The 25,905-nt window shown below is 74.2% G+C and carries 21 protein-coding genes; 9 read left to right on the forward strand and 12 right to left on the reverse strand.

The annotated features are described in order from the left end of the window. The first annotated feature begins 144 nt into the window (after positions 1-144). From WMF24_RS19110 to WMF24_RS19120, 3 genes are read left to right on the forward strand one after another with little or no spacing between them, the layout of a single operon-like run. A complete protein-coding gene (locus tag WMF24_RS19110; protein WP_437737861.1) occupies positions 145-1,038 on the forward strand; it encodes an alpha/beta fold hydrolase in 894 nt (297 codons plus the stop codon). Between the two features lie 51 nt (positions 1,039-1,089). After that, a complete protein-coding gene (locus tag WMF24_RS19115; RefSeq protein WP_437737862.1) occupies positions 1,090-3,765 on the forward strand; it encodes an ABC transporter substrate-binding protein in 2,676 nt (891 codons plus the stop codon). Next, positions 3,762-4,871, forward strand: a complete 1,110-nt coding sequence (locus tag WMF24_RS19120; protein ID WP_437737863.1) for an ABC transporter permease — start codon at positions 3,762-3,764, stop codon at positions 4,869-4,871. Before WMF24_RS19115 ends, WMF24_RS19120 begins: the two co-directional genes overlap by 4 nt. Before the next feature lie 106 nt (positions 4,872-4,977). On the opposite strand, the gene WMF24_RS19125 is transcribed toward WMF24_RS19120, so the two are convergent. The 3 genes from WMF24_RS19125 to WMF24_RS19135 form a co-directional block, all read right to left on the reverse strand. Further along, on the reverse strand, positions 4,978-7,980 hold the full coding sequence (locus WMF24_RS19125) for a response regulator (RefSeq protein ID WP_437737864.1): 3,003 nt from the start codon (positions 7,978-7,980) through the stop codon (positions 4,978-4,980). 181 nt (positions 7,981-8,161) lie between these two features. Continuing rightward, positions 8,162-10,009, reverse strand: coding sequence for a serine/threonine-protein kinase (locus WMF24_RS19130; RefSeq protein ID WP_437737865.1), 1,848 nt, complete (start codon positions 10,007-10,009; stop codon positions 8,162-8,164). A 172-nt stretch (positions 10,010-10,181) separates the two neighbouring features. After that, positions 10,182-11,429 carry an SPFH domain-containing protein gene (locus WMF24_RS19135; RefSeq protein WP_437737866.1) on the reverse strand — a complete coding sequence of 416 codons (1,248 nt, stop codon included), beginning with the start codon at positions 11,427-11,429 and terminating at the stop codon, positions 10,182-10,184. 441 nt (positions 11,430-11,870) lie between these two features. Here WMF24_RS19135 and WMF24_RS19140 point away from each other — a divergent pair, with 441 nt between their 5' ends. Both WMF24_RS19140 and nikR read left to right on the forward strand, forming a co-directional pair. Next, a complete protein-coding gene (locus tag WMF24_RS19140; protein WP_437737867.1) occupies positions 11,871-12,989 on the forward strand; it encodes a hypothetical protein in 1,119 nt (372 codons plus the stop codon). Positions 12,990-13,001: 12 nt separating this feature from the next. Then, a complete protein-coding gene (nikR, locus tag WMF24_RS19145; protein ID WP_437737868.1) occupies positions 13,002-13,445 on the forward strand; it encodes a nickel-responsive transcriptional regulator NikR in 444 nt (147 codons plus the stop codon). 28 nt (positions 13,446-13,473) lie between these two features. Here the strand turns inward: nikR and WMF24_RS19150 are convergent, their stop codons facing one another. Together WMF24_RS19150 and WMF24_RS19155 are read right to left on the reverse strand one after the other, a co-directional pair. Continuing rightward, on the reverse strand, positions 13,474-13,644 hold the full coding sequence (locus tag WMF24_RS19150) for a hypothetical protein (RefSeq protein ID WP_437737869.1): 171 nt from the start codon (positions 13,642-13,644) through the stop codon (positions 13,474-13,476). Positions 13,645-13,672: 28 nt separating this feature from the next. Beyond that, the gene (locus WMF24_RS19155) at positions 13,673-14,500 is read right to left on the reverse strand and encodes an SPOR domain-containing protein (protein WP_437737870.1); all 828 of its coding nucleotides are present in this window, start codon (positions 14,498-14,500) and stop codon (positions 13,673-13,675) included. A 215-nt stretch (positions 14,501-14,715) separates the two neighbouring features. Between WMF24_RS19155 and WMF24_RS19160 the strand changes: the two genes are divergently transcribed. After that, positions 14,716-16,161: a hypothetical protein gene (locus WMF24_RS19160; protein WP_437737871.1), complete on the forward strand. Its 1,446-nt coding sequence runs from the start codon at positions 14,716-14,718 to the stop codon at positions 16,159-16,161. Between the two features lie 179 nt (positions 16,162-16,340). On the opposite strand, the gene WMF24_RS19165 is transcribed toward WMF24_RS19160, so the two are convergent. The 4 genes from WMF24_RS19165 to WMF24_RS19180 form a co-directional block, all read right to left on the reverse strand. Then, a complete protein-coding gene (locus tag WMF24_RS19165) occupies positions 16,341-17,873 on the reverse strand; it encodes a cell wall anchor protein (RefSeq protein ID WP_437737872.1) in 1,533 nt (510 codons plus the stop codon). A gap of 296 nt (positions 17,874-18,169) precedes the next feature. Further along, entirely contained in the window at positions 18,170-18,574 is a 405-nt protein-coding gene (locus WMF24_RS19170) for a hypothetical protein (RefSeq protein ID WP_437737873.1), read from the reverse strand. 150 nt (positions 18,575-18,724) lie between these two features. Continuing rightward, complete coding sequence (locus WMF24_RS19175; RefSeq protein ID WP_437737874.1) at positions 18,725-19,501, reverse strand: nucleotidyltransferase domain-containing protein; 777 nt, start codon at positions 19,499-19,501, stop codon at positions 18,725-18,727. A gap of 636 nt (positions 19,502-20,137) precedes the next feature. Next, positions 20,138-21,208, reverse strand: a complete 1,071-nt coding sequence (locus WMF24_RS19180) for a helix-turn-helix transcriptional regulator (RefSeq protein ID WP_437737875.1) — start codon at positions 21,206-21,208, stop codon at positions 20,138-20,140. 201 nt (positions 21,209-21,409) lie between these two features. Between WMF24_RS19180 and WMF24_RS19185 the strand changes: the two genes are divergently transcribed. Continuing rightward, positions 21,410-22,363: an SDR family oxidoreductase gene (locus tag WMF24_RS19185; protein ID WP_437737876.1), complete on the forward strand. Its 954-nt coding sequence runs from the start codon at positions 21,410-21,412 to the stop codon at positions 22,361-22,363. A gap of 12 nt (positions 22,364-22,375) precedes the next feature. Here WMF24_RS19185 and WMF24_RS19190 read toward each other — a convergent pair whose 3' ends face one another. Genes WMF24_RS19190 through WMF24_RS19200 form a run of 3 tightly spaced genes read right to left on the reverse strand, consistent with a single transcriptional unit; the run spans position 22,376 to position 25,056 of the window. Next, entirely contained in the window at positions 22,376-22,813 is a 438-nt protein-coding gene (locus WMF24_RS19190; protein ID WP_437737877.1) for a 23S rRNA (pseudouridine(1915)-N(3))-methyltransferase RlmH, read from the reverse strand. A gap of 7 nt (positions 22,814-22,820) precedes the next feature. After that, positions 22,821-23,717 carry a ribosome silencing factor gene (rsfS, locus tag WMF24_RS19195; RefSeq protein WP_437737878.1) on the reverse strand — a complete coding sequence of 299 codons (897 nt, stop codon included), beginning with the start codon at positions 23,715-23,717 and terminating at the stop codon, positions 22,821-22,823. 58 nt (positions 23,718-23,775) lie between these two features. After that, a complete protein-coding gene (locus WMF24_RS19200; protein ID WP_437737879.1) occupies positions 23,776-25,056 on the reverse strand; it encodes a glutamate-5-semialdehyde dehydrogenase in 1,281 nt (426 codons plus the stop codon). A gap of 70 nt (positions 25,057-25,126) precedes the next feature. Between WMF24_RS19200 and WMF24_RS19205 the strand changes: the two genes are divergently transcribed. Then, positions 25,127-25,504: a hypothetical protein gene (locus tag WMF24_RS19205; protein WP_437737880.1), complete on the forward strand. Its 378-nt coding sequence runs from the start codon at positions 25,127-25,129 to the stop codon at positions 25,502-25,504. After that, entirely contained in the window at positions 25,501-25,842 is a 342-nt protein-coding gene (locus WMF24_RS19210) for a hypothetical protein (RefSeq protein ID WP_437737881.1), read from the forward strand. The genes WMF24_RS19205 and WMF24_RS19210 overlap by 4 nt, the downstream gene beginning before the upstream one ends. The last annotated feature ends 63 nt before the right edge of the window (positions 25,843-25,905 follow it).

Consider the following 25,905-nt stretch of genomic DNA (forward strand, 5'->3'; position numbering starts at 1 on the left):
CAGGCGGGAAAAGCGGGGTGCCGGGGGCAATGGGTGCGCGCGAGGGGGCGCCCGGCGCGCGGGGAGGCTCGTGAAGCGGCATCGCCCTTACCCTGACACACATCGGCCAATTCAGACAAAAGGGCTGATAGTCTCGTCGGCACCATGGCCAAGGCCCTCGCCAGCGAGGGTCGGGGCGCGGCCCCGCCTGCCGCTCCCCGACCGGTCGAACGCGTCATCAGGGACGTCACCGCCCGGGGGGTCAGGATGCGGGTCCTCGTCGCCGGGGCCGGCAACGGCCCGGCGCTGCTCCTGATCCACAGCTTCCTCGTCAGCCACCTGGAGTTCGACGACGTGATCGACGCGCTGGCCCAGCGCTTCCACGTCATCGCCCCGGATCTCCCCGGGTTCGGCGAGAGCGAGAAGCCGAGCCCGGCGCGGTACGCTTACGGGATCGAGACGTTCGCCGAGGCCATGGCCGACCTCATCGCCGCCTTCGGCGTCGGCCGGGCGCACGTCGTCGGCCACGCGATGGGCGCCGCGATCGCGATCACGCTCGCGGCCGAGCACCCGGAGCTCGTCCAGCGGCTCGTCCTGGAGGACGCGCTCTGTTACCCGTTCCCGAAGCGCTTCAGGATGAAGCTCCCGCTCCTGCCGGTCGTGGGCGGCATCTTCTTCAAGCAGCTCCACGGCCGCGGGACGTTCCGGTCGTTCTTCCGCGACGACGTCTTCCGGGCGGACGCCGCGGTGCCGATGTCGCGCATCGACAGGCACTACGACCTCTTCAACGCCCCCTCGGCGCGCGAGAGCGCCCACGCCGTGCTGCGCGCGGTGCTCGACGCGCGCCCCGTCGTCGCGCGCCTCACCCGGGTCACGGCGCCGACGCTCGTCGTGTGGGGGCGCGACGACCGCATCTTCCCGGCGGCGAGCGCGCAGCGGCTGGCCCGCGAGATCTCCGGCGCGATGCTCGAGATCATGGACGCGGGGCACTCGCCCCACGAGGAGCGGCCGGAGGAGTTCGTCGCGCTCGCGACGCAGTTCCTCGAAGGGAAGCGGTGATGGATCGCTCCGAGGGGAAGCGGTGATGGATCGCTCCGAGGGGAAGCGGTGATGGATCGCTCTGCCCGGCTCGCGCCCGCGCGCGCGGGCCGGCGCTTCGCCCGGGCGCTCCTCGGCGACGCCGCGGCGGCGCGCCTGCTCGCGGACCGGTCGGCGCTGATCGGCCTCGCGATCGTCGCGCTGCTCGCGCTGTTCGCCGCCCTGGGGCCGGCCGTCGTCGGCCACGACCCGAACGCGAGCGACTTCAGCCTGTCCCGCGACGCCTTCGGCGCGCCGCCCGGGCCGTCGGCCGCCCACTGGCTGGGGACCGACCCGCTGTTCCGCGATCTCCTCGCGCGCCTCGCGCACGGCGCGCGGCTCTCGCTCGGCGTCGCGCTCGCGTCCACGGCGCTCGCCACGGGGCTCGGCGCGCTCGTCGGCGTCGCCGCCGGCATGGCCAGCGGCACGCGGCTCGACGCCCTCGACGGCGCGCTCCTGCGGATCATCGACGTGATCCTCGCCCTGCCCTACCTCCTGCTCGTGACCGCGATCGGCGTCGCCGTGGGGCGCTCCGACGTGGGGACGATCCTGCTCGTGCTGGGCCTCACCGGGTGGACCTGGGTGGCGCGGGTCGTCCGGGTCAAGACGCTGGAGCTCGCCCAGCGCGACTTCGTGGCCTCGGCGCGCGCGCTCGGCGCCGGCACGCTGCACATCGTCCGGCGCCACGTCCTGCCGAACGTCGGCGGCACGCTGCTCGCGGTCGCGACGCTCGGCGCCGGGCAGATGATCCTCGCCGAGGGCACGCTCGGCTACCTCGGCGTCGGCGTGCAGCCGCCGACCGCCACGTGGGGCCGGATGCTGCACGAGGCGGTGCCCAGCCTCGAGGTGAAGCCGCTGCTCGTCGCGGCGCCCGGCTTCTTCATCGTGATCACCGTGCTCGGCTTCCACCGCGCGGGCGAGGGGCTCCGCGAGGCGCTCGATCCCGCCGGCGCCGAGCTCCCGCGCGGGCGGCGCCTGCCGGTCGATCTGCTCATCGCCTGCGCGGCGCTCCTGCTCCTCTGGGGCGTCTCGCCGCGCGGCGTGCAGCCGCCGCTCGCGGGCGTGGGCGGCGAGCCTTCGCCCGGCGCGCCCGTGCGCGGCGGGACCCTGCGCCTCGCGACGACGGGCCACCTCCGCACGCTCGACCCCGCGATCGCGTACGACGAGGTCTCGGGCGCCGTCGCCGAGCTCGTCTTCGCCCGCCTCGTGACGTGGGACCAGGACGGGAACGTCACGCCCGAGCTCGCGCGCGACGTCGCTGTCGAGCGGGGCGGGAGGACGTACGTGTTCACGCTCCGCGAGGGCGCGCGCTTCCACGACGGCGCGGAGCTCCGGGCCGCCGACGTGAAGCGCTCGATCGAGCGGACGCTGCACCCCCGCACGCCGAGCCCGGGCGCCAGCCAGTACGACATGATCGAGGGGTTCGCCGCCTACCGGGAGGGCGCGGCGCCGCACCTCGCCGGCGTGCGGGTGCTCGGCGACAGCGCCGTCGCGATCGACCTCCGCGCGCCGGACGCGACCTTCCTGGCGCGGATGACGCTCGCGTTCATGGCGCCGGTGTGCCCCTCTTCCGGCGCCGTCGTCGACGCGGCGAGCCCTCCCCCGCCGTGCGGCGCCGGCCCGTTCCGCGTCGCGCGGTGGGACCAGGACGCCGGCGTCCGGCTCGAGCGGCACGAGGGGTACTTCCGGCCGGGCCGGCCGTTCCTCGACGCCATCGAGTGGCAGACGCGGATGCGCGCGTCGACCCAGCGCTACAAGTTCGAGGAGGGAAAGCTCGACTACCTCCGCGATCTGACGGCGACCGACGTGGCGATCTACCGCGCCGACCCCGCGTGGAAGGCGACGACGCGCTGGGTGACCCGGAGCAGGACGAACGCCGTCTTCCTCAACACGGAGCTCGCGCCGTTCGACCGGCTCGCCGTGCGGCGCGCGGTCTCCTTCGCCCTCGACCCCTCCGTGCTCGAGAAGGTGCGCCCCGACCTCTTCGTCCTCGACCGCGTGCTGCCGCCGTCCATCCCGGCTCCCCCGAGCGACGAGCCGATGCGCCAGCACGACCTCTCGCGCGCGCTCGCGCTGATGGCCGCCGCCGGCTACGCGTACGACCCGGCGACCGGGAAGGGCGGCTACCCGGGGGTCATCGAGTACATCGCCGTACCGGACACCTTCGAGCAGGCGGTCGGCGAGATCTTCCAGCAGCAGCTCGCGAAGGTGGGCCTCCGCGTGCGCCTGCGGCTCGTGAGCTGGGCGACCTACCTCGCCGAGGCGTCGCGGCGCCGCACCGTCCCCATGGGCTGGGTCGGATGGCAGGCCGATTTCCCCGACCCCGCCAGCTTCTTCGAGCCGACGCTCTCGTCGCGCGCCATCCGCGACGAGGGGTCGCAGAACTTCGCCTTCTTCAGCGACGAGGAGCTCGATCGAACGCTCGACGCCGCCCACGCCGAGCAGGATCGCGCGCGGCGCCTCGAGCTCTACGCCCGCGCCGAGCGCATCGTCCGCGATCGCGCGCCCTGGGTGCCAACGTACACGGTGGGCATGCTCGAGGTCTGGCAGCCGTACCTGCGCGGCTACGAGGGCTCCGCCGTGGTCCCCTCGCGCTTCCACGACGTCTGGCTCGACCCGGCCGCGCCGGGCCGCCTCGCGCGCGCGGGCGCGCCGCCGCGCGTCTCGCCGCTCCGCGCGCTGCCCGGCCGCGCCGTGCCCCCGCGATGAGCGCCACGCCCTCGCGCCGCACCGCCGCGACGAGCCCCGCTCGCGCGGGCCGCGCCGCCGCGGTGGGCGCCGCGGTCGCGCACCTGCTCCGGCGCCTCGGGTGGGCGGCGATCGTGATCGCCGGGGTCACCGCCGTCTCGTTCGCGATCGCGTACCTCCTGCCGGGGGACCCGGCGCGCATGCTCGTCGGACCGCAGGCGTCCGCCGCCGACGTCGACCGCGTCCGGACGATCTACGCGCTGGATCGGCCGGTCCCCGAGCAGCTCGCGCGGTTCGTGCGCCGGCTCGTCCACCTCGGCCCCGATCCAGCGGGGCCCGCCCCGCGCGCGGGCGCGCGCGGCGATCCGGAGCACCGGAGCTGCGCGGCCGGGCCCCTCGGCCTTCACCTCGATCTCGGCTACAGCTTCCATTACAGAAAGCCGGTCGTGGATCTGCTCGTGGCGAAGGCGCCGCGCTCCATGGAGCTCGCGCTGGCCGCCCTCTCGGTGCAGCTCCTGCTCGGGCTCGCGCTCGGCCTCGTCGCCGCGGCCCGGCGCGGGACGGCGTGGGACGACGCGGCGTTCGGCGTCACCCTGCTCGGCGCCAGCGCGCCGACGATCGTGATCGGCCCCGCGCTGCAGTACGTGCTCGCCTACAAGCTCCGGCTCCTGCCCTACGACGGGTACGGCGTCACCGCGGCCGATCACCTGCGCTCGCTCGTCCTGCCGGCGCTGACCCTCGGCATCTTCGGCAGCGCGCTCTACGCGCGCGTCGTTCGCGAGGAGCTCGGGGCGCTGCTCCGCCAGGACTTCATCCGGACCGCGCGGGCCAAGGGCGCCTCCCGCCTGCGCGCGTTCGTCGTCCACGCGCTGCGCAATGCGCTGCTGCCGCTCGCCACGCTGGCCGCGCTCGATCTCGGCGCGCTGGCGGGCGGCGCGATCGTCACGGAGCGGATCTTCCGCTGGCCCGGCGTCGGGAGCATGGCCGTCGAGGCGCTGGAGAACCGCGACGGGCCGCTCCTCGTCGGGACGGTGCTCTTCGCCGCGGCCGCGATCGTGCTCGCCACCGTGGTGCTCGACCTCGCGGCGCTGGCCCTCGATCCCCGGCTCAGGTCGCGGTCGCGCTGACCGCGGCTCACGTCGCGGCCGCGCTGACCGCGGCTCAGGTCGCGGTCGCGCTGACCGCGGCGCGCGCGCCGCGCGATCGGGACGAGCGAGCCCCGCGGGCCGCGGCTCAGGGCATGCCTGCGAGCGCGCGGCACTCGGCGCCGAGCGGCGAGTCGGCCGAAGACAGCTCGGCGCACTTGCGGAACGACGCCCGCCCGCCGCGCCCGGCGGCCTGCTCCGCGGCGCCGCGGAGGTGCCACGCCGTGGCGCTCCCCGGGGAGGCGGCCGTCAGCTGCTGGGCGAGCTGCACGGCCCTGCCGGTCTGACCGGACTCCAGCGCGCGCATCACGCGGGCCGAGAGGGGCCCGCCCTCCTCGTCCGGCGCAGCGGGCGCGGTCGCCGGCGGCGCCGATCGAGGCGCTTGCGCCGGCGGTGACGCCTGCCCGGCCGTCGCCGGGCCGCCCGGCTGCGTCGCCGGCGCGGCAGGGCTCGTCGCAGCCGGCCCGGTCGGCGCGCCCGCCGCGGGATCGGCCGGCTTGTCAGCCGGGGGTTCGGCGGTGCCCGCGGTGGAGAGCCCGGGGATGACGGCGTCGCTCGGATCCTCTTCCGGGTCCGGCGCGGCGGGAGGCGACGCCGTCGCCGCGGTCGGGCTCTGGTGCTCCCCCTGGAGCGCCGGGTCGACCGGCGCGGAAGGCACGGGGTGCCGGTCCTGGCGCATCAGCCACACGCCGGCCGCCCCGATCGCGGCCGCGGTGACGAGGCCGGCGACGATCCGCGCGACGCGGGCCCGGCGCGCCTCCTGGCGCGGCGCCCAGAGCGTTGCCTCCACGGCGCCGGCGGTCGTGTCGGTGTCCTCGGCGGTCGACGACGGCTCGCGCGCTGCCATCCTGTGCGGCGGGTCCTGCCCGGCGCGGAGGAAGAAGCGCTCGCTCTCGCTGAGCGGCTCGCTCGGAGGCGCGTCGTCCGGCGCCGCGACGGTCGCCGGCGGGGCCTCGCCGGCCGGCGCGCCGTCCGGCGCCGGCGCGGCGGCCTCGGACGCGCGCGGCTCCGCGGCCGGCGCCTCGCCGGACGGCTGCGCCTCGCCGGACGGCGGCGCCTCGCCGGACGGCGGCGCCAGCGCGGGCGGCGGCGCCAGCGCGGGCGGCGCGTCGCGCGGGATGGAGACGGCCGGCGGCGCGTCGCTCGGCGGGCGGGGCCGCAGCGTGGGGCTCGTCGATGCCGCCGCGGCGCGCTCATCGCCGGCGGCCGGCGCCGCCTCGGGGCGCGGCGCCGCGGGCGGGAGCGGCGGCGACACCGCGGGCACCCGGGAGGGCGGCGGCGCCACGGGCGGGAGCGGCGGCGGCGTCGCGGGCACCCGGGAGGGCGGCGGCGCCGCTGCGTCGGGGGGCCAGGAGCGGAACCGCTTCTCGAAAGGGCTCGAGGCCGGCGGCCTATCGCTCGCCGGGGCGCGCTGCTTCTGCGCGAAGCTGCGCGGCGTCACCAGAGGTCGCGTGAGCGGGGCCTCATCGCTGCTGGCGAGCGTCGTGTCCTTGTCGATCTCCACCGCCGTTCGCGCGCGCCCCCAGACGGCCTCGACGGCCGCGGTGGCGCTGCGCGGCGGCTCCGACGGCGCCCGACCCCCCTCGGCGCCCCCCGGCCGCGCCGCCGCGCCCGACGCGACGCTCCGCGGCGGCTCCGACGGCGCCCGCCCGCCCTCCGCGACCCCCGCGCGCCCTGCGACGGCCGACAGACCACCTCGCGGCGGCTCCGACGGCGCCCGCCCGCCCTGCGCGCCAGCCGCCCGCGCCGCGCCCGACGCGACGCTCCGCGGCGGCTCCGACGGCGCCCGCCCGCCCTGCGCGCCGGCCGCTCGCGCCGCCGCGCCGGCAGGGCGGCCGATCGCCCCGTGGACCGCGCTGCGGGCCGTCACCGGGCGCCCCGAGGACTCCGCGTCGGGGTCCACCGGGTGCGCGAGCATCTCCTGCCCGGACCGGGAGCGCGGCAGCATCCCCGGCGACACCCGGTTCGACAGCGGCGCCGGCACGACGGCGGCGTCCTCGAGGTCGTCGGCGCCGGCGTTGCCCGGCCCCCCCTCGGGGTGGTGGGAGCGCCGCGCGCTCGACGGCGACGAGAGCGGCGAGAACTCGTCGTGGAACGCCGCGTCCGGCTCGCTCGGCACCACGTCGTCGGGCGGCAGCGCGGCGGCCGGGACCAGGAGCCCCTCGAAGTAGAGCTTCGAGATGGTCGAGAGCGTCGAGAGATCCTCGAACGGCGACGCGTCGACCACCTGCATCAGCGTCCGCTTGCCGTCGAACAGGCGCAGGATCCCGTTCAGCTCGTCGGGGATCTCGTTCAGCCGCTCCAGCAGCTCCTCGCTGTCGACCTCGAACACGGTGGACAGCGACGGCAGCGCCTCGAGGAGCCGGCCCCACTCGTCGACCCGGCGCATGCCCTCCATCAGCAGGCCCTGGGTCGACGTCTCGATCACGTCGGGGTTGTCGACCTTGCAGAACTCGACCTCGAACGTCCCCTCGTTCCAGAGCAGCGCGCGGTAGACGGCCTCCTCGCCGCAGAGCCGGCCGAGCGTCGCGTCGACGACCTTGCCCTCGCGGAAGTAGACCTGCGCCTCGTTGTCCGCGTGCGACAGGTGGACGATGCCGCTCTTGCGGCTCACCTCGAACGTCTGCAGCAGATCCACGACGTTCATGTCGAGGATCGACCCGGAGAACCGGGTCCGCCCCGTCGTCGAGAAGTGGCGCGTCGTGATTCCCTCGCGCGTCCGCCGCGCGAGGAGCAGCGTCACGCGCGCGATGAGCTCGCGCACGAAGATCGGCTTCGTCAGGTAGTCCTCGACGCCGAGCTCGAGCCCGCGGATCTTGTCCTCGATGGAGCGCTGGCTCGTGAGGAAGACGACCGGGATCGAGGCCCAGTCGGCGTGCTCCTTCATCTTGCGGACGAGCGCGTACCCGTCCACGTGCGGCAGGCGCGTGTCGCTGAGGACCAGGTCCGGCGTGGAGACCTCGAGCTTCGCGAGCGCGTCCGCCCCGTCCTTCGCGGTGGTCACGCTGTAACCGGCCTTCTTCAGGCTGACCTCGAGGACCCGAACGCTGCGTGGATCCGCGTCGACCAGGAGGAGCTGTTGCTTGGCCACTAGAGGTTTCCGCCCTCGCGAAGGATGGCGAGCCCGAGCGGACGCTGTCAAGCGTCCGGGCCGCGCGTCGCCGCTGCCGTCGATCGCATGTCCCGCGGCCGTGGGCCCGGTGATCGGCGGCGCCCATCGTGAGCACAGGACGCCTGGAAAGGCCAGGTTTCGTCGCGCGCCGCGCGCGCGATCAGCGCTCCCAGGGATCGATGATGTCGCCGATCGACGGCGTCCTCACGGCCGGCGCGCTCGGCGCGGCGGTCGCCGCCGGCCGGGCCGTCGCGACGGGCGGCCTCGCCGGGCTCACGACGGGCGTCCCCTGCAGACGGGACGGGTCCGGCGCGGGCGGCGCGGCCGCCGTGCTCCCGGGCGGGGGCTCGTCGCGCCTGTCGCGCGGGGGCTCGTCGCGCTGGTCGCCCGGGGGCCCGTCGCGCGGCGGATCGTCCGGCGCCCTCTCGAGCACCGTCGGCGCCTGGAGCGCGCCCGGAGCGGCGGCCTCGGGGGCCGCCTCGGGCGCCGAGGCCCGCAGCGCGCGGAAGCCGACGGCGATGGCGATGGGCACGAGGACCGCCGCGAGCGCGATGGCGACGCGCGCGCCCATCGAGAGCGCGTCGCCCGGCGCCCGGGGCACCTGGACCGGGCCGAGCATCTCGTCGCGGTCGCGCAGCTTCAGCGGATCGCGGCGCGGCTGCTCTTCCTGGGGCATGGTGACGCCCGCGCGGTTCGGCGCCTCGAGGGCGAGCTCGATGGCCGCGGCGAGCTCGGCCATCGAGGAGAAGCGCTCCTCCGGGCTCTTCGCCAGGCAGCGCATCACGATCGGGCCGAACGCGCCGAGCGCGGAGGCGTCGGGCATCACCTGCTCGAGCGGCTCGGGCGACATGTACATGTGCTTTGTCAGCACGCCCATGTACGTGTCCGCCTCGAAGGGGACGCGCCCCGCGAAGCACTCGTACATGAGGACCCCGAGCGCGTAGATGTCGGCGCGGCCGTCGATGCGCTTCCCCTCGGCCTGCTCCGGGCTCATGTAGTGCGGCGTCCCGAACACCATGCCGATGCGGGTGAGCCGCTTGCCGCCGGCGACCTTCGCGACGCCGAAGTCGAGCAGCTTGACGAACTCCTGGTCGCCGTTGCGGACGAGGTACACGTTGTCGGGCTTGAGGTCGCGGTGGATGACGCCCGCCGCGTGCGCGGCGCCGAGCGCCGCGGCGCACTGGAGCATGATCTGCCCGACGCGCTCGGCCGGCAGCGTCCTCTCGGTGCGCAGGAGCGCCGCGAGGGAGGCCCCGGTGAGGAACTCCATCACGAAGAACGGCAGCTCCGGCTGCCCCGGCTCGACCTCGATCGCGCCGAAGTCGCTGACCGCGACGATGTTGGGGTGGCCGATCGCCGCGGCCGCCTTCGCCTCCTGGATGAAGCGGGCGACGAGCTCGGCGTCCTGCGCGATGTCGCGCCGCAGCACCTTCAGGGCGAAGAGGCGCCCGAGGGATTTGTGGCGCACCTCGTAGACCGTCCCCATCCCCCCTTCGCCGACGACAGCCTGGACCTCGTAGCGCCCGTCGATCGTGCGCCCGAGCAGCGGATCGGCGGCCGGGTTCCAGTCCGGCGCGTCGACGAGCGGATCGCCGTCGAACGGGCAGAACCTGGAGTCGCCCGAGAAGGTCAGCCTGCAGGTCGGGCAGCGCCGCGCGCGCGGGACCTGCTTCACCCTCCCCCGGCGCGCCTGGAACATGTCGCCACGCGTCGGGAGCACCGACATCACTGACAGCGCATCGCTGCGCGTCGGGACCACCGACCTCACCGGCAGCGCGTCGCCGCCCGGCAGCGCATCGCCGCCCATGAGTGCGTCGCCGCCCGGCAGCGCATCGCCGCCCAGGAGTGCGTCGCCGCCCGGCAGCGCGTGGCCGTGGGCCCCCGGCGCGTCGCCGCGCGGGGGCGCGTCGCTGCGGGCCGGCGGCGGCGCGCTGCCGTGGTCCCCGAGCGGCCGCGGAATCTCTGCCCGATGGAACAGCTCGGCCGCTTCGGACTCGCTGGCAGTCATCTCGGGCGGAGCATCCCCGGCCATGCGGAGCGTTACTGGCACCCCGGCGAGTCTAGCCGAAAGCGCGCGCTGTGTTTCGGATCAGATGGCGACATGTCGCGACAGGCGGCGAACGCGGGGCGCGCCCGCCTCGACCGGCGCCCGGCGCGGCGGGCTGGGCGCGCGGAAGGGCTCAGATCTCCTCCAGGATCTTCGCCTTGCGGGCCTGGAACTCCTCGTCCGTGATGAGGCCCTTGTTCTTGAGGTCCGCGAGGCGCTCCAGGCGCTGCTCGATGGTCGGCCCGGCGGCAGGCGCGGCCTGCGGCGCGCCCGGGTAGCCCGGCTGCGGCGCGCCCGGGTAGCCCGGCTGCGGCGCGCCCGGGTAGCCCGGCTGCGGCGCGCCCGGGTAGCCCGGCTGCGGCGCGCCCGGGTGCTGCATGTGCGGCGGCACGAACTGGGGCTGGCCCTGCGCCGCCATGGCGGGGTTCATCGCCTGCGCCAGGCCGGCGCCGATCGCCACCTGGGCGCCGAGCCCCGCGACGCCGCTGCCGTCGCCGCCCTGCGCCATGCCCTGGCCGGCGCCCATCATCGCCTGGCCGGCGGCGTAGTTCTGCCAGTTGCCGGCGAGCTGCTGGACGTACCGCGCGTCCTGCTGGAACCGCTGATCGAGCTCGAACTGCTTCGCGCGGGCGGTGTCCTGCGCGACGCCGATGCCGCGGCGCGCCTCGCCGCGCGCCTTGTTCGCCTCGCGGAGGAGCTTCTGGTCCTCGGCCGAGAAGTTGATGTTGAAGTTGCCGATCTCGAGGATCTTGCAGCCGATCTCCTCGAGGTTCGGCGCGGACTGCACGATGCGGGCGCCGAGCTCCATGCTCATGCCGCCGAGGTTGAGGAGGCTCTTCTGCTGCTGCGCGCAGACCTGGCCGATCACGGTCTTCACGCTCATGAAGAACTTGCCCTTGATCCAGCTCAGGATGACGTCGTTGTCGCCGCTGCCGCCGCACTGCCCGTGGTAGCCGACGACGAAGCGCACCGGGTCGACGACGACCAGCGAGAACTCGCCGAAGATGCGCGGCGTCACGAACTCGTAGAGGATGGGATCCTCCATCGACTCCAGCGGCCCGCCGAAGGGCACGCCGCGGACCGGCTGCGTCTTGACGAAGAAGATCTCGGCGATGAAGACGTCCCCGCCCGTGAACTTGTTGACGAGGTTGTTCAGGAACGGGATGTTCTGCGTCTGCAGGGTGTGGCGCCCGGTCGGGAGGTAGCCCACGTACCGGCCGTCCTTGAAGAAGAGCGCACACTCATCGCTGTCGACCGTGAGCTGCGACCAGAAGGGGACGTTCTGGTCCGGATGCTTGTAGACGATGAGATGCTTCGCTGCGTCCGGGCGCGCGATCATCATCTCGCGGACGCCGCTCTTCACGAAATCGAAAATCCCCATGTCGCGCTCCTCTGGCTGGGCTGAACTGACGAGACTGACGAGACTGACGAGACTGACGAGACTGACGAAACTGACGAGGTTGACCAGATTGACGAGCGTGCCCGCGCCGTGCCCCCCCGAGCACCTCCCGGCGCGCGACGCGCTCCACCTGCGCTGTCGCTTCTCCGTTGACGATCGCCGCGCCCTTCAGGCACACAGCGACCTCAGGATAATCCGCAGATCGCGGAGCAGCAATGCCCCCGCCGGGGAGGATCGCATGCCCGTCGCCTCGCTCGCGCCACCTCCGCCACGCCCGTCCCCTTCGCCGTCTTCACCCGCGCCGCGCCGGCCGGCGCCGAGCTCCGTCGCCCGCCGAGCGACGCGGTCGTCACCTCCGTGCCCGCGGCGCTCGCGGCATTTCATGAGCTCCCGGCGCGGGGCCGCGCCGGGGAGGCCCCGCGGATGATCGCGCCGATCGACGTCGGCGCCCTCTCGGCGCCCGCGCAGAAGATGGCGCAGCCCGGAGCGCCGCCGAAGCTCCGGGAGATGGCGGCGCGCGGCATCGCCCCCGGGCTCAAGCCGGGCGACATCGTGACGCTGCTCGTGCTGCTCGCGTCGCGCGAGGACGAACCCGCCCGCGAGACCGCCGAGAAGACGCTGTCCGCGCTCCCCGAGCCGCTCCTCCAGGGCGCGCTCGGGGGCGAGCTCCAGCCCGCTGTCGTCGACCGGCTGGCCCGCCTCTACGCGGACCGGCTCCCGGTCGTCGAGCGGCTCTGCGCGATGCCGACGATCGCCGCGGACACGCTCGAGGAGCTCGCGCGGACCGGGAGCGAGGCGGTGACCGAGCTCATCGCCGTCAACGAGGAGCGGCTGCTCAGGAACCCGCGCGTCATCGAGCGGCTCTACCTCAACAAGAGCACGCGCATGTCGACGGCCGATCGGCTCGTTGACCTCGCGTCGCGCAACGGGGTCGAGCTCACGGGCATCCCGGCGTGGCGCGAGGTGAGCCTCGCGATCAAGGACGAGCTCATCGCCGAGCCGTCGCCCGAGCCCACGCCGGACGACGTGCTGTTCCACGAGACGCAGGCGCTCTCGGACGCCCTCGCCGCCGACGAGGCGGTCGACACCCACGTCGAGGACGAGGAGGGCAAGGAGGAGATCAAGGAGCAGTACGTGCCGCTCTACAAGCGGCTCGCCGACATGACCATGTCGCAGCGCATCCGGCGGGCGATGCTCGGCTCGCGTGAGGAGCGCATGCTGCTCGTCCGCGACGCGAACCGCCTCGTGGCCAGCGCCGCCGTGCGCAGCCCGCAGATGCAGGAGGAGGAGGTCGTCCTCATCAGCCGCAACCGGAACATCTCCGACGAGGTGCTGCGCATCATCGCGACGACGCCCGAGTGGATGAAGAGCTACACGGTCAAGCGGAACCTCGTGGAGAACCCGAGGACGCCGGTGCTCGTCGCGACGCGGCTGGTCCAGCACCTGCGCGAGGCGGATCTCCGGGGCATCTCGAAGAGCAAGAACGTCACGTCGCCGGTGAAGGACGCCGCGCGGCGGCACCTCGAGCGGCGCAAGAGCTGACGAAGGACGACGATGAGCGACCTTGTCCGCTTCGGTGTGGCGATGGATCGCGCGCTGCTCGCCGAGTTCGATCGGCGCATCGCCGCGCAGGGCTACGAGAACCGCTCGGAGGCGCTGCGGGATCTCGTCCGCGCGGATCTGACGCGCGCCGCCTGGGACGAGGGGGCCGAGGTCGCGGCGACGCTGACCGTCGTCTACGCGCCCGAGGTGCGGGAGCTCGTGCAGCGGATCTCCGCGCTCGAGGAGCAGCACGCCGGGGCGGTGGTCTCGAGCCTGCTCGTCCGCCTCGACGAGGGCCGGCTGCTCCAGGTGATGGCGCTCAAGGGCCGCGGCGCGGCGCTGTCCGAGCTCGCGGGGCAGCTCGCCGGGGCCAAGGGGGTGCTGTCGTGCGCGCTCACGCCGGCGGCGGCGTTCCCGGGCGCCGCGGCCGAAGGGGCGCGCCGGCAGGGCGGCTGACGCGCGGGCCGGCGCCCCGCGCTCGGCGTCACCTGGGCAAGCCGCCGCTTCCTCCGGAGCCGCCCGAGGCCCCGGCCCCATCGAACCGGAGCTCGCCGACCCCCGAGATCGCTGTGCATGCGGGCAGCGCCCCGAGGCACGCGACGAGGAGCGTCACCGTTCGCCGCGGCACGATGTGCCGCACCGTTCGCGCGTGCATCGGATCGAAGCTCTCCTGAGCTCCTGATCTACGCGTCGTCGCCGGAGCTGTCAGCCACCTTCACGGTCGTCTTGGGCGGATCGACGATGAATGTGACGAGGCGCTCCTTGGCCTCGAACTCCTGCCGGTAGATCACCGCCGAGCGCTTGTACTTGAAGGGGCCGATCCGCACGCGGTGCCAGAGGCCGCGGCCCTTGACGTACGCCGGCTCGACGTAGGCCTTGTGCCCGCGGCGGCGCAGGGCCGCCGCGAAGTTCTCGGCGTCGGTGGGATCGTTGAACGAGCTCACCTGGAGCTGGTAGCCGCCCGGCCCGCCGCGCTCGGTCTCGGGGCCCTCCTCGCGCGCCACGTGGCGCGCCATCGCCGTGAGCGTGTCGTTCGGAGCGACCTCGCCTCCCGAGGGCCCGAGGACGTGCTGCGCCGGCAGCGGGACCACGGGGAGCCGGTCCGCGGGGAACGGCGGACCGGCGTCGGCCGCGGGCGGCTGGGCGGAGTCCGCCGCCTTCGCGGCCCGCGGGTTGCGCACGGCCTCGAGCGCGGTCGTCGGGTTCTCCGCGTCGGAGAGGATCGCGGGGAAGGTCACGTCGTGCCCGATCGTGGCGGGGCGCGGCGCCGGCTTCACGCCGGCCGGGTGGGCGCGCGCGACGAGATCGCCGAGCGGATCGGCGCTGACCGGCTTCTCGCGCTGCGGAGCGCGAAGGAGCGCCACGGACGCGAAGACGATGCACGCCCCGCCGAGCGAGGCGAGCACCAGCGCGCCAGCGCGCGATGGGCGAGCCCCGGGATCCTCTTCCTGGATCTCCTCCAGGTTGCGCACCGACCCGGTGTCCATGCTCTCGCCCTTGCTGCGCCTCATACGTCCTCCTCGACCCGTCTACCCTGCCTGGCCGAGACGCGACAACTTTCGTGTCTCACTTTATCCTACATCCACCGGGGAGAGCGCGACGGTGAGCGCTCGGCGGTGAGCCCGCGCTCGGCTCGGGCCGTGCAGCCTCGCACGCGGGGCGCGCGCGGGGAAAGTTCTCGACCGCGGGCGCCGGCGCGCGCGCGAGGCGCTATGACTGCGCCCTCATGAAGACCCCGCCCCCGGAGCGCGTCCTGCCCGCGCTCGGCCTGCTGCTGCGCGGCTGCGTCGCGTGCATCGGCTGCGTCGTCCACGTCGGTCTCCTGGGTTGCGCCTCCGAGCCGCGGACGATCACGGTCGAGGTCGTACCGGGGCACGAGGCGGGCGCCTTCCAGGAAGACCCGCCCGTCGCGCGGATCGAGGTGACCGCCGCGGCGGTCGAGGGCGACGTGGCCGTGTCCGCGTCGGCCGCGCCGGGCGGGGCGCTCGACTTCGGCGAGATCCCGGCGGAGCGGGCATACACGTTCGAGGTGCGCGGCCTCGACGCGGCCGGCGCGACGGTGGTGCGCGGGCGCTCCGCGTCGGGCATCTACCTCCCCTCGGTGCCTGGCGAGGTGCTGCGGCTCTTCGCCCAGCGGACCGGCCGGTGGGCGCGGCCGCCGGGCGGGATCGCGGCGTCCCGCGTCGGCGCGCCCGGGGGGGTGCTCGCGGAGCGCTACCTGTTCCTCACCGGAGGCGCCGCCGCCGGCGCAGCGGCGGGCGACGTGGATCCGGGGCGGCTCGACGCGTACGACCTCGCCGGCTGGGGCGGGAGCGCCTCGAGCAGCGCGCTGCCGCGGGCGGCGCGGTCGCTCGTCGTCCGCGGGGACGTGCTGCTCGCGATCGACGGCGAGGGCGCGACCTGGACCGACCTCCTGGCCGGGCAGAGCGCCGAGGCGTCGCTGCCGACGGGGCTCGGCTCGTTCGCGGAGGTGGCGGGCGGCCGCACGGTCGAGGCCGCCGACGGCCGCTCGTTCGTCGTCGGCGGGGCGCGCGCGGGCGAGCCCTCGGGGGCGCCCGGTCAGCCCTCGGACGCGGTGCTCGTCGTCGGCGCGGACCGGACGCTCTCGGTGGCGCGGCTCCGCCACGCGCGGGCCGGCGCCGCCGCCGTGTGGGTGGAGGGGCTCGGCCTTGTCGTCGCCGGCGGGAGCGCGGAGGGCGCGGGGGTGGAGGTGCTCGGCGACGGCGCGACAGCGTTCCTGCCGCGGCCGTTCCCGCCGGACGCGACGCACGGCGCGGGCGCCGCGGTGACCGGGCCCGGGGAGATCGCGCTCGTCGGCGGGGTCGAGGGCGGCGCGGCGGCGCCGACGCGGCGGCTCGCGCCGGGGTGCGCGGCGAGCTGCGCCGCGGTGGAGGTCGCGGGCGCCGCGCTGCCCGCGGCGGTCGTGGACGTCGCCGCGTTCGCGTTGCCGGGCGGGCGCGTGCTCGCGGTGGGCTCCGAGGCGGGCGACGGGGGGCTGACGAGGAGCTTCGTGGCCGATGTCGCGGCGGCGCAGGTGGAGGAGCTGCCGCTGCGGGAGCCGCGGCGCGGGGCGACGGCGGTTCCCGCGCCGAACGGGACGCTCGCGCTGCTCGGCGGGGTCCACCCGGAGGGTACGCCGGCGCTCGCGATCGAGACGTTCTTCCCGGAGTGAGCGGGGGCACCTTGCCAGAACACCCTCGCCGCGGGCCTACCGTGGTTGAAGATGGGGTGGCCCATCCCCTACCCCGCGCGGAAAACACCGTTGCTGCGAACGTGCTGTGAGCGCGGAAGCGGGGGATGAGACCCGAGGGGTGGTTGATGAGCGGGCGAGTGACGGGATGGCCGCTTGCCCTACTGGCGAGCGACGCGCTTCAGCGGGTACGGGGCAGTCTCTCTCTCGGTCATCGTGAAATAGCCGGAGCCGTCAGGCTCGTACTCGATCGACTCGCCCTGCCCCTCCTTGGTGTCCGTGAGCGCGACGGGCGACGCGGAGAAGGCCGACTCGAAGCTCCCTCCGGCCGGAGCGCGGTACTCGTAGACCGCACGGTAGGTGCGCAGCAGGAAGCGGTTGGCGCACGGGTGGATGGTCCCGGCGGTGACCTCCCAGGCGGGCACGTCCGCGCCCTGAGGCATCTGGAGATCCGCCACGTGAATCAACGTGGACATCGTGTCGGGCGCCGGTAGCGGCTTGGGGAACTTGTACACCTTGCTGAGCCCCGTGGTGCCGTTCTTCGTGACGACGTAGATGTCCCCCGTCGTCGGATGCACCATGAGCGCCTCGGCGTTCTGCGCCGTGTCCGGATACTGGAACGGGAACCTGTCGCCAGACACCGTGCCGCTCGTCTCGCCCGCGGCGAGGTTCGGCTCCTTCATGCGGTACACGGCGAAGGTCGTCGGCTCCGGCGGCGGATGCCCGCTCTTCTTGCCGATGTCCGCCATGAAGATGCAGCTCCCCGCGGGGCACGGGCCGGTCGCGACGTCCTCCCAGTCCCACGGGAACACGCCGGCGACATAGCTCCCGACGACCGCCGCGTTCGTCTTGTTGATGGCGACGAAGTTCGCGTTGTTCTCGCTGTGCGCGTACAGGACGCCCGGGTTGACGCGGCTCGCGGCGAGCCCGGAGATCTCCACGATGTCGGTCGAGGTCAGGCTCCCGAGCGTCGTGAAGGTGCTGGCGAAGCTGTCGCCCGCGGTGCAGGCCGGGGCGCCGGCAGGCCTCAGCGTGACGACCTGCGCGGTGTTCGTGTTGGGGAAGGGCGAGCTGCCGCTCCACGCCGGCTGCGAGCCCGCTGCGCCGAGCTGCGCGTACGCCGCGTCGAACAGGAGGCCCGTGGACGACGAGAGGAGGCACGTGTCGAACGGCTCGGTGAAGCCCGCGGGCGGCTGGATCGGGCTCGCCGGGCAGGCCGATCCGGTCCAGACCTGCGTCCCGAACCAGACCGCGACGCCGTTCGCCGCCGTGGTGGTGACCGCGGGCGCCGCCAGGGTCGCGGAGTTGCCGTTCTTCTGGCCGCTCACCGCGTCGATCGGGTTCACGGGGTCGGCGCCGCTGAACGCCACGATGCTCCCCGCCACGTAGGCAGAGACGTCGAACCCGAAGGAGTAGCTGGCGGGCTCCGCGCCGGTCGCCACCTTCCAGAGGACCCACGACTTGATGGCAGACGCGCTCTGATCCGAGCGGAGCACCGTCCATCCCGCCGGCGGGGTGATCACCGCTTCCACGTGATTCCGGTTGGCGATGCGCGCGATCAGGACGTCGCCTTGCACGACGCCCGCGGGCTTCGCCACGGCCAACGAGGTCACGTTCTTCGCGCTCGCCGTCGAGCTGGCGCGGAACGTTACAGTCGAGAGCGATTGAACGGCCTCACCCACCTCGGCGGACATGTCGCCTTCGAGGTCCGTGCCCTGGAGATCAGGGGAGACGCAGCCAGCCCCTCCGAGCAGCGAAATAGCGCAAACGAAGCGGATTCTGGCACCGAAGCTCGTCAAGATCAAAGTCAGTCCCTTTCTGTAATTTATTGTTAAGCGGCTCTTTCAATCAAGCCAATTGCTTCAGGGGGAGAACTAAACCACAAACCACACCTGATGCAACCCGGCTGACGCCGATTGCGGGGCATCCGAGGGTGGGAGATCTCGAGAGAAGCTCGCCGCGGGCGGTCGATCCTCGGCCGACGCGGTGGTCAGTTCATCCGGAATCCCAGTCGAAAGGTGAGCGTCCGCCAGACCTCGACGGGCTCACCGTTGCTCGTGGCCGGCTCTGCGCGCATCGTCCTCAGCGCCGCGAAGACGTCATCCTCGGCCGACCGAGGCCCTCGCAGCCGCCTGCACCCGTAGTACTCGCCCTCCGTGGAGACGCGACAACGGACCTCCATCACATCGTCCTGAAGACTTAGGTCCGAGGGCGCGCTGCTGCCCGGAACCCAGGTCTTCACGTTCCCGTCGGCATCGATGAACCACGCGGATCCGGCGCGGTCCTCGACCGCCGGGGACGCGGCCTCCGTGGCCGGCCCGCTCGCCGCACAGGCGGTCACACCGATGGCTGTCACAACGATGAAGAACACGAACCCCGATCGCGCGTGGTGCATCCGGCGCTCCCCTCCGTGTCGCAAGCCTGCATGAAGTTCAGCGCTCGCGCGCTCCGGACAGCCCTGCTGCGGGCGCATCACGGCAACAGCAGCGCTCGTGCGTCCGCTTCAGCCGGGCGTCCGCTTCAGCCGGGCGGCTCCTGGCGACCGTCACCCGGAGGGCGCCGCCACAGGCACGCGCTCGGATTCCCACGCGAAGAACCCGCGAGCGCCTATGCACACATCGGCGACCGCGTGCGCGGCGGTGATCCGGTCTCCCAGCGAGGCAGCCTCGAAGGACCGGCGCGCCGAGCGGGCGACCTCCGGGTCGCTCCGCTCGAGCTCGGCGAGGAGCTCCTTGGCGCGCGGCAGGACGCCGTTGCGCGCCAGGAGATGGTAGCGAACCATCGCGAGGACGGCCTCGGCGAGCAGGGCGCTGGCCATCGCGGGATCGCGCGCGGCGACGTCGAGGGCGTCCTCCAGGAGCGTCGCGGCGCTGTACCGCGCCCAGGCATCCTGGTCGGGCGTGAGCGCGGTCCGCTTCGCGAGCCACACGGCGGACTCTGCCCTGAGCTCGTCGAGGAGCGGAGATCCGAGGACTGGAAACCCCGTGGCGAGCATGTGCGCGACGGACGGCTGGCCGCTCTGATGCTCGGCGACCCAGTACTCACGCACGGCGGCGGGAGGATTCACGAAGATCTCCACGGGGACGTCCCCGAACCAGCGCTGCAACCGCTGCTTGTACGGAGCGCCGTGGATCACGAAGAGATCGAGATCGCTCGACGGATCTCCGCAGCCGCGGACGATGGATCCGGCCGCCACGATGGCCAGCGGCTCGAAGCGCTCGAGCACGAGGTCGACCGCCGCGCGGAGCGCGCGCGCGTACCTCGGCGAGAGATCGGGCCAGCGGCATCGCGCGAGCGCGTCGTCGTGCGCGCCGAAGGTCATCGGTCCCCGGCCCTCTCCGCTGCTGCGCTCGCTACGTCTCCCCGATCCATGATGAGCGTACGGTAGCGCCGGAGCGCGACCGCCCGTCAAGCCCGACCCGGGCCACCGCGTCAGGCGTCCAGCGGCCGACGCTGAGCCCTGCGCAAGGAAGCGACGGCGACAGGGCGACTCGCCTTTTCATGGGGGTGTCGTTATTCCGGCCTTGGCGCAACCGGCGGGCTCCAGGGTGAATTTCAATTCAAACCGGAGCCTCTCGACGGTCGTGGGGTACTTCGGCCGAAGGCGGGGTCTTTTGAACCGCCAAGACGCCATAAGACGCCAAGATTTTTTGTGTTTTCTTGGCGTCTTATGGCGTCTTGGCGGTTCCATCATTCCGGCAGGGGGGGGTCCCCCACCTCCTCTCGACAGCCTCCGGGTGAATTTCAATTCAAACCGGAGCCTCTCGACAGCCTCCGGGTGAATTTCAATTCAAACCGGAGCCTCTCGACAGCCTCCGGGTGAATTTCAATTCAAACCGGAGCCTCTCGACAGCCTCCATCCTGAATTCTTTTTCTACCCGGAGCCTCTCGACAGCCTCCGGGTGAATTTCAATTCAAACCGGAGCCTCTCGACAGCCTCCGGCGTGAATTCTTTTTCTTACCCGGCGCCGGTCGACGGCGCCGCCTTCCTCCGGTCTCGCCTCCGCGGCGTCGATGCGGACGCCACCACCACCCCGGCGCCCGCCCTCGCCCCCTCGCGCGCCCCGTACACGGCGCGCAGGTCCTCCGCGATCGCCTCGAGCCGCGCCCGCAGGGCCGCCGGCTCCAGCACCTCGATCCCCCTGCCAAGACCGAGGATCTGCGAGACCGCGATCGACTCCCGCTCGAAATCCACCGTCACGGTCCTCGTCCCGTCACGCCCGCGGCTCCCCTGCCCCCAGCGCTCGTGCTCGCCGCTGGGCCGGACCCGCCGGAGCGCCGCTTCCCCCTCCTCGCTCGCGCGGAGCGTCACCACGTAGCTCGCCCGGCGCTCCGCGAACCGCTGGCACCATTCCTTCCAGCAGGCCGCCAGGTCGAACCCCTCGGGCCGCGCGAACCCCTCGTCGAGGAGCCGCGCCCCCTCCACGCGCGCGCCCCGGAACACGGTCGGCCCGCGCGCCGTCCCGGCCACGAGGTACCAGCGCTCCGCCTTGATCACGAGCCCGTACGGGTCCACCACCCGCTCGCTCGCCTCGCCGTCGAAGTCCCGGTACGCGAGCCACACCTTGCGGTCCTGCCAGACCCCCTCCCGCAGCACGTCGAGGTGCGGCACCAACTCCCTTCCCTGGAACCACCCCGACGAGTCCACGTGGAGCCGCTGCCGCGCGTGCTCGGCGGCTGACCGCTGCACCACCGGGAGCGCCGCCGACAGCTTGATCAAGCCGCTCTCCAGCGCCGCCGACAGGCCGATGTCCGCCAGCGCGCCCGGCGCGGCCACCGCGGAGAGCGCCTGCACCTCGATCTGCGTCAGCCCCGTCAGGCTCGTCTGCCACCCGTCCAGCAGCGCGATCCCGCCGTTCGGGCCACGGTTCGCATACACGGGCACGCCCGCCAACGAGAGCGCGTCGAGATCCCGGTAGATCGTCCGCGCCGAGACCTGGAGCCGCCGCGCGAGGTCCTCGGCCGTGAGCTGCCGGCCCTTCGCCTGCTGGAGGAGCAACATCAAGCTGAGCAGCCGATCCGCGCGCATGACGTCCGTCCCTGCTCCTGGCCTCGACCTGACCTCGATCTGGCCCTGATTCGACCCGGATCCGAGCCTACGCGGAATTCATGACAGAAGGTGTCAGGAATCGTCCCGTAGCGTCTCCGCACGACCGGACCGGCGACGCCGCCCGCGCGCGGCTCGCGCTGCGGCGCGGCGACGCCGGCCCCACGAAGGAGGAGATACCGAATGAAACCGCTGGAAGGACAGGTCGCCCTCGTCGCCGGAGCCACGCGCGGCGCAGGGCGCGCCATCGCGTGCTCGCTCGGCGAGGCCGGCGCGACGGTCTACTGCACCGGGCGCAGCGTCCGCGGCCAGCCCGCCACGGGCCAGCGCCCGGAGACGATCGAGGAGACCGCGGAGCGGGTGACCGCGGCCGGAGGACACGGCGTCGCCGCCCAGGTCGACCACACCGTCGAGGAGCAGGTCGAGGCGCTCTGCGACCGGATCCGGCGCGAGCGCGGCCGGCTCGACGTCCTCGTCAACGACGTCTGGGGCGGCGACGAGCTCACCGAGTTCGGCCAGCCGTTCTGGAAGCTCTCCGTGCCCAAGGGGAAGCTCCTGCTCGAGCGCGCCGTCACCTCGCACATCATCACGAGCCGCCACGCGGTGCCGCTCCTGCTCGAGCAGGGCCGCGGCCTCATCGTCGAGGTCACCGACGGCGACAGCTTCGGCTACCGCGGCAACCTCTTCTACGATCTGGCCAAGATGTCCGTCATCCGCCTCGCCTTCGCCATGGCCTGGGAGCTGCGCCGCCACCCAGGCATCACGGCGCTCGCGATCACGCCCGGCTTCCTGCGCTCGGAGGCCATGCTGGACGGGTTCGGCGTCACCGAGGAGAACTGGCGCGACGCGGCCGCCAAGGACCCGCACTTCATCGCATCGGAGACCCCGTACTTCGTCGGCCGCGCCGTCGCGGCGCTCGCCGCCGACCCGAACGTCGCGGCCAGGGCCGGCCGCGTCTTCAGCTCGTGGGACCTCGCCCGCGCGTACGGCTTCACCGACGTCGACGGGCGGCAGCCCCACTGGGGCGAGTACTTCGAGAAGACGTTCGGCCAGTACAGGAAGGCCGACGAGGCGGCCTACGCGAGCTGGCTCGATGGGCCGATGGACCTCGCGGCCCCGGACTGGCCGAAGGAGTGACCGCGCGCGGGCTCAGTGCGCGTACGGCTCGCCCCGCAGCAGCGTCATCGCGCGGTAGAGCTGCTCGATCAGCACGAGCCGCGCGAGGCGGTGCGGGAACGTGAGCGGCGAGAGGCTCCAGCGGTCGTTCGCGGCGGCGGAGACGTCCGGCGGCAGCCCGTCCGCCCCGCCGATCAGGAACGCGACGACCCCCTTGCCGCGGGAGCCCCACCGCTCCACGCCGGACGCGAACGCCTCGCTGCCGAGCGGCTTGCCGTTCACCTCCATGGCGATGACGCTCGCCCCCGCCGTCGCCCGCGCAAGGAGCGGCCCGACCTTCGCCGGCGGGCCGTCCGGGATCTCGATCTCGTCGCACGCGACGTAGCGGCGGATTCGACCGAGGTACTCGTCGATCGCCGCGCGCAGCGGCCTGTCCTTCACGCGACCGACGGCCGCGACGACGAGGCGCACGGCGCGCTCAGCTCGGGTCGAACCGCGGGGCGGGCTGCGCCCCCGGCGGCGGGCCGTCCTGCGGGACCGGCACGCGGCCCGCGTCGATCCAGAGCCCCTCGATGTCGTACAGGCGGCGCGTCTCCTCCTGGAACACGTGGACGACGACGTCGCCGAAGTCGATCAGCACCCACGTCGCCGCGGCGAGGCCCTCCATGGAGAGCGGCGCGACGTTGTGCTTGCGCGTCGCCTCCTCCAGGCCTGTCGCGATCGCGTGGACGTGCCGGTCGGAGCGGCCCGTCATGATCACCAGGTAGTCCGCGTAGTCGACGCGCCCCACCACCTCCAGGATCTCGACGCCGATCGCCTTCTTGTCGAGCCCCGCCGCGGCCAGCGTCAGCGCGAGCTCGCGCGCCGGCGCCGACGGCTGGGGGGCCGCCGGCGGCGTGCTGCGGCGCGCGGCCGCGCGCTTCGGGCCGGCGAGCGGCGACTTGGCCCGCGCGGGCGCCCGGCCCGCGAGCGGCAGCGCCGCCTTCGCCCCGCCCTCGCCGCCGCCCCGCGCGGGCCGCGGCGCGTCGCCCTCGCCCCGCGCCGGACGCCGCGCCCTCGTCGCCGGCCGATCCGCCGGGATCGGCCGCGCCGGGCGCTCGTTCTCCTCCACCTCGTCGCCCGCGCCGGCCGCGCGGCGCGCCCGCCCGGCCTTCGCCGCGGCGTCGCCGACGCCCGCGTGGGAGGCGCGGATCCGGGGCGACGCCGGCCGCTTCGGCTTCGCCGCGGAGCTCGCCCGCCCCGCCGCGCCCGCCTTGGCCGTGACGGCCTTCTTGCGCGCGGGGACGCGGGGCTCCGCGCCCTCGCCCGCCTTCGATCCCGACTTCGCCCGCGGCTTGCTGCTCCCTTCGCCTGCGTCCTTCTTCGTCGTCGCCAACGTTCTCTCGCTTTCTTGTGCCCGGCCCCTGTCGACAGGGGCCCTCATCTCGCCCGCGTCAGCGGGTCTGGCCCTCGCCGTAGGCGATCCACTTGAGCGCCGTCAGGCTCGCGAGCCCCATCGGGCCATAGGCATGGAGCTTCGTCGTGGAGATGCCGATCTCCGCCCCGAGGCCGAGCTCGCCGCCGTCGTTGAACCGCGACGACGCGTTCGCCAGCACGCAGCTCGCGTCGACCTCGCGCAGGAATCGCTGCGCGTGATCGTAGCGCGGCGTGCAGATGACCTCGGTGTGCATCGACCCGTGGCGGCCGATGTGCTCGAGCGCCTCGTCGAGCGAGCGCACGACCCGCACGGCGAGGATCGGCGCGAGGAACTCGCGGCCGTAGTCGTCCTCGGAGGCCCTGCGCGCCGACGGCACGAGCGCGCAGGTGGCCTCGTCGCCGCGCAGCTCGAGCCCGCGCTCCGCGAGGGCCGCGACGCGCCCGAGCAGCGCCGCGGCGACGCTCTCGTGGACGAGCAGGCACTCGAGCGCGTTGCACACGCCGGGGCGCTGGAGCTTGCCGTTCTCGACGAGGCGGAGGGCCATGTCGACGTCGCACCCGGCGTCGGCGTAGAGGTGGTTCACGCCCTTGTAGTGCTGGATCACGGGGACGCGCGCGTTCTCGGCGACGAACCGGATGAGCCCCTCGCCGCCGCGCGGGATGGCGAGGTCGATCATGCCCGTCAGGCCCAGCAGGATCCGCGTCGCCTCGCGATCGAGCGACGGGACGATCTGCACCGCGTCGGCCGGCAGCCCGACCGAGCGCAAGGCGTCCGAGAGCAGCGCGCCGAGCGCCGCGTTCGAGCGCGCCGCTTCCTTGCCGCCTCGAAGGATCGCGGCGTTGCCGCTCTTCAGGCACAGCACCGCGGCGTCGACCGTCACGTTGGGGCGCGACTCGTAGATCATCGCGATCACGCCGAGCGGGACGCGCACCTGGCCGACGAGCAGGCCGTTCGGCCGCCGCTCCATGCCGACGACCTGCCCGACCGGATCGCCGGCGGCCGCGACCTCGAGCACCGCGCCGGCGATCGCCGTGAGGCGCGCCTCGTCGAGCACGAGCCGGTCGACGAGCGACTCGGAGACGCCCGCGGCGCGCGCCGCGGCCACGTCCTCGGCGTTCGCGGCCAGCACGGCGGAGCGCTTGCCCTCGCCGGCCTCGGCGCGCAGCCGCTCGGCGATGGCGCGCAGCGCGCGGTCCTTCTGAGCCCGGTCCAGGGGTGCGAGGGCCCGGGCAGCCGTCCGGGCGCGCTGGCAGAGCGCGCGCAGCGTGCCCTCGAGATCGACGTTGCTCTGTTCCACAGCGGGAACCTAGCTCGCCTCCCTGCGCGGGCCAACCGTTCTCCTGCGTGTCCGTGCTAGCGTACCCGCCGTGTCCGGCGATCTCCGAAGGTCGATCCAGGCGTTCCTCGCCTGCCGCTCCCGCCCGGCCTGCCGCGCCTCGCGCGGGGCGCCGGGGCCGCGCGCGACGGCGCTCGTCGCGGGGGCGCTCCTCGCGGCGCTCGCGCCCACGGCGTGCGGCGGCCCGGACGCGGCCGAGGACGCCCCCGCCCCGCCGAGCACGGGGATCCCCCTCGCGGCGCCGAACGCGCGCGGGGCGCCGCTCGAGTCGCCGCCGCCTTCCATCCCCTCCTCGCCGTTCGGTGATCCGGAGCGGCTCCAGATCCCGCCCGATCCGTTCGGCCCTCCCGACCTGCCGCAGCCTCCAGATCCTGCCGGGAGCGCCGCGGGCAGCGAAGTCCAGCTATGACACGAGCCCACCACGCCTCGCAGTTCGCCGCGATCGCCGCGATCGCCGCCGCGCTCCTCGCCGCGGCGTGCTCGTCCGCCCCGAAGCCGCTCCCGGGCGGCCCGCCGCCCGAATACGAACCCCCGCGCGCGTTCGACGGCGGCGCGCCAGGGAGCGGCGCGCCCGCGCCAGGGAGCGGCGCGCCCGCGCCAGGGAGCGGCGCGGCGGAGGCCCCGGCCGCGCCGCCGGACGATCCGGCGGCCGCGCCGGGCGCGCCGCTCCTGGCCCCGTCGCCGGGAGGGCCGCCCACGGGCGCGCCGCCTGCGCCCACGCCGCCGCCGCCCCCCGCGCAGCCGTGACCCAGGCGAGGCGAGCGGGCGCGCCGCCGTCGATGCGCGCGCCGCGCCCGCGCGCATGGATGG

The sequence above is a fragment of the Sorangium sp. So ce1335 genome (assembly GCF_051521615.1).
GTDB lineage: Bacteria > Myxococcota_A > Polyangia > Polyangiales > Polyangiaceae > Sorangium.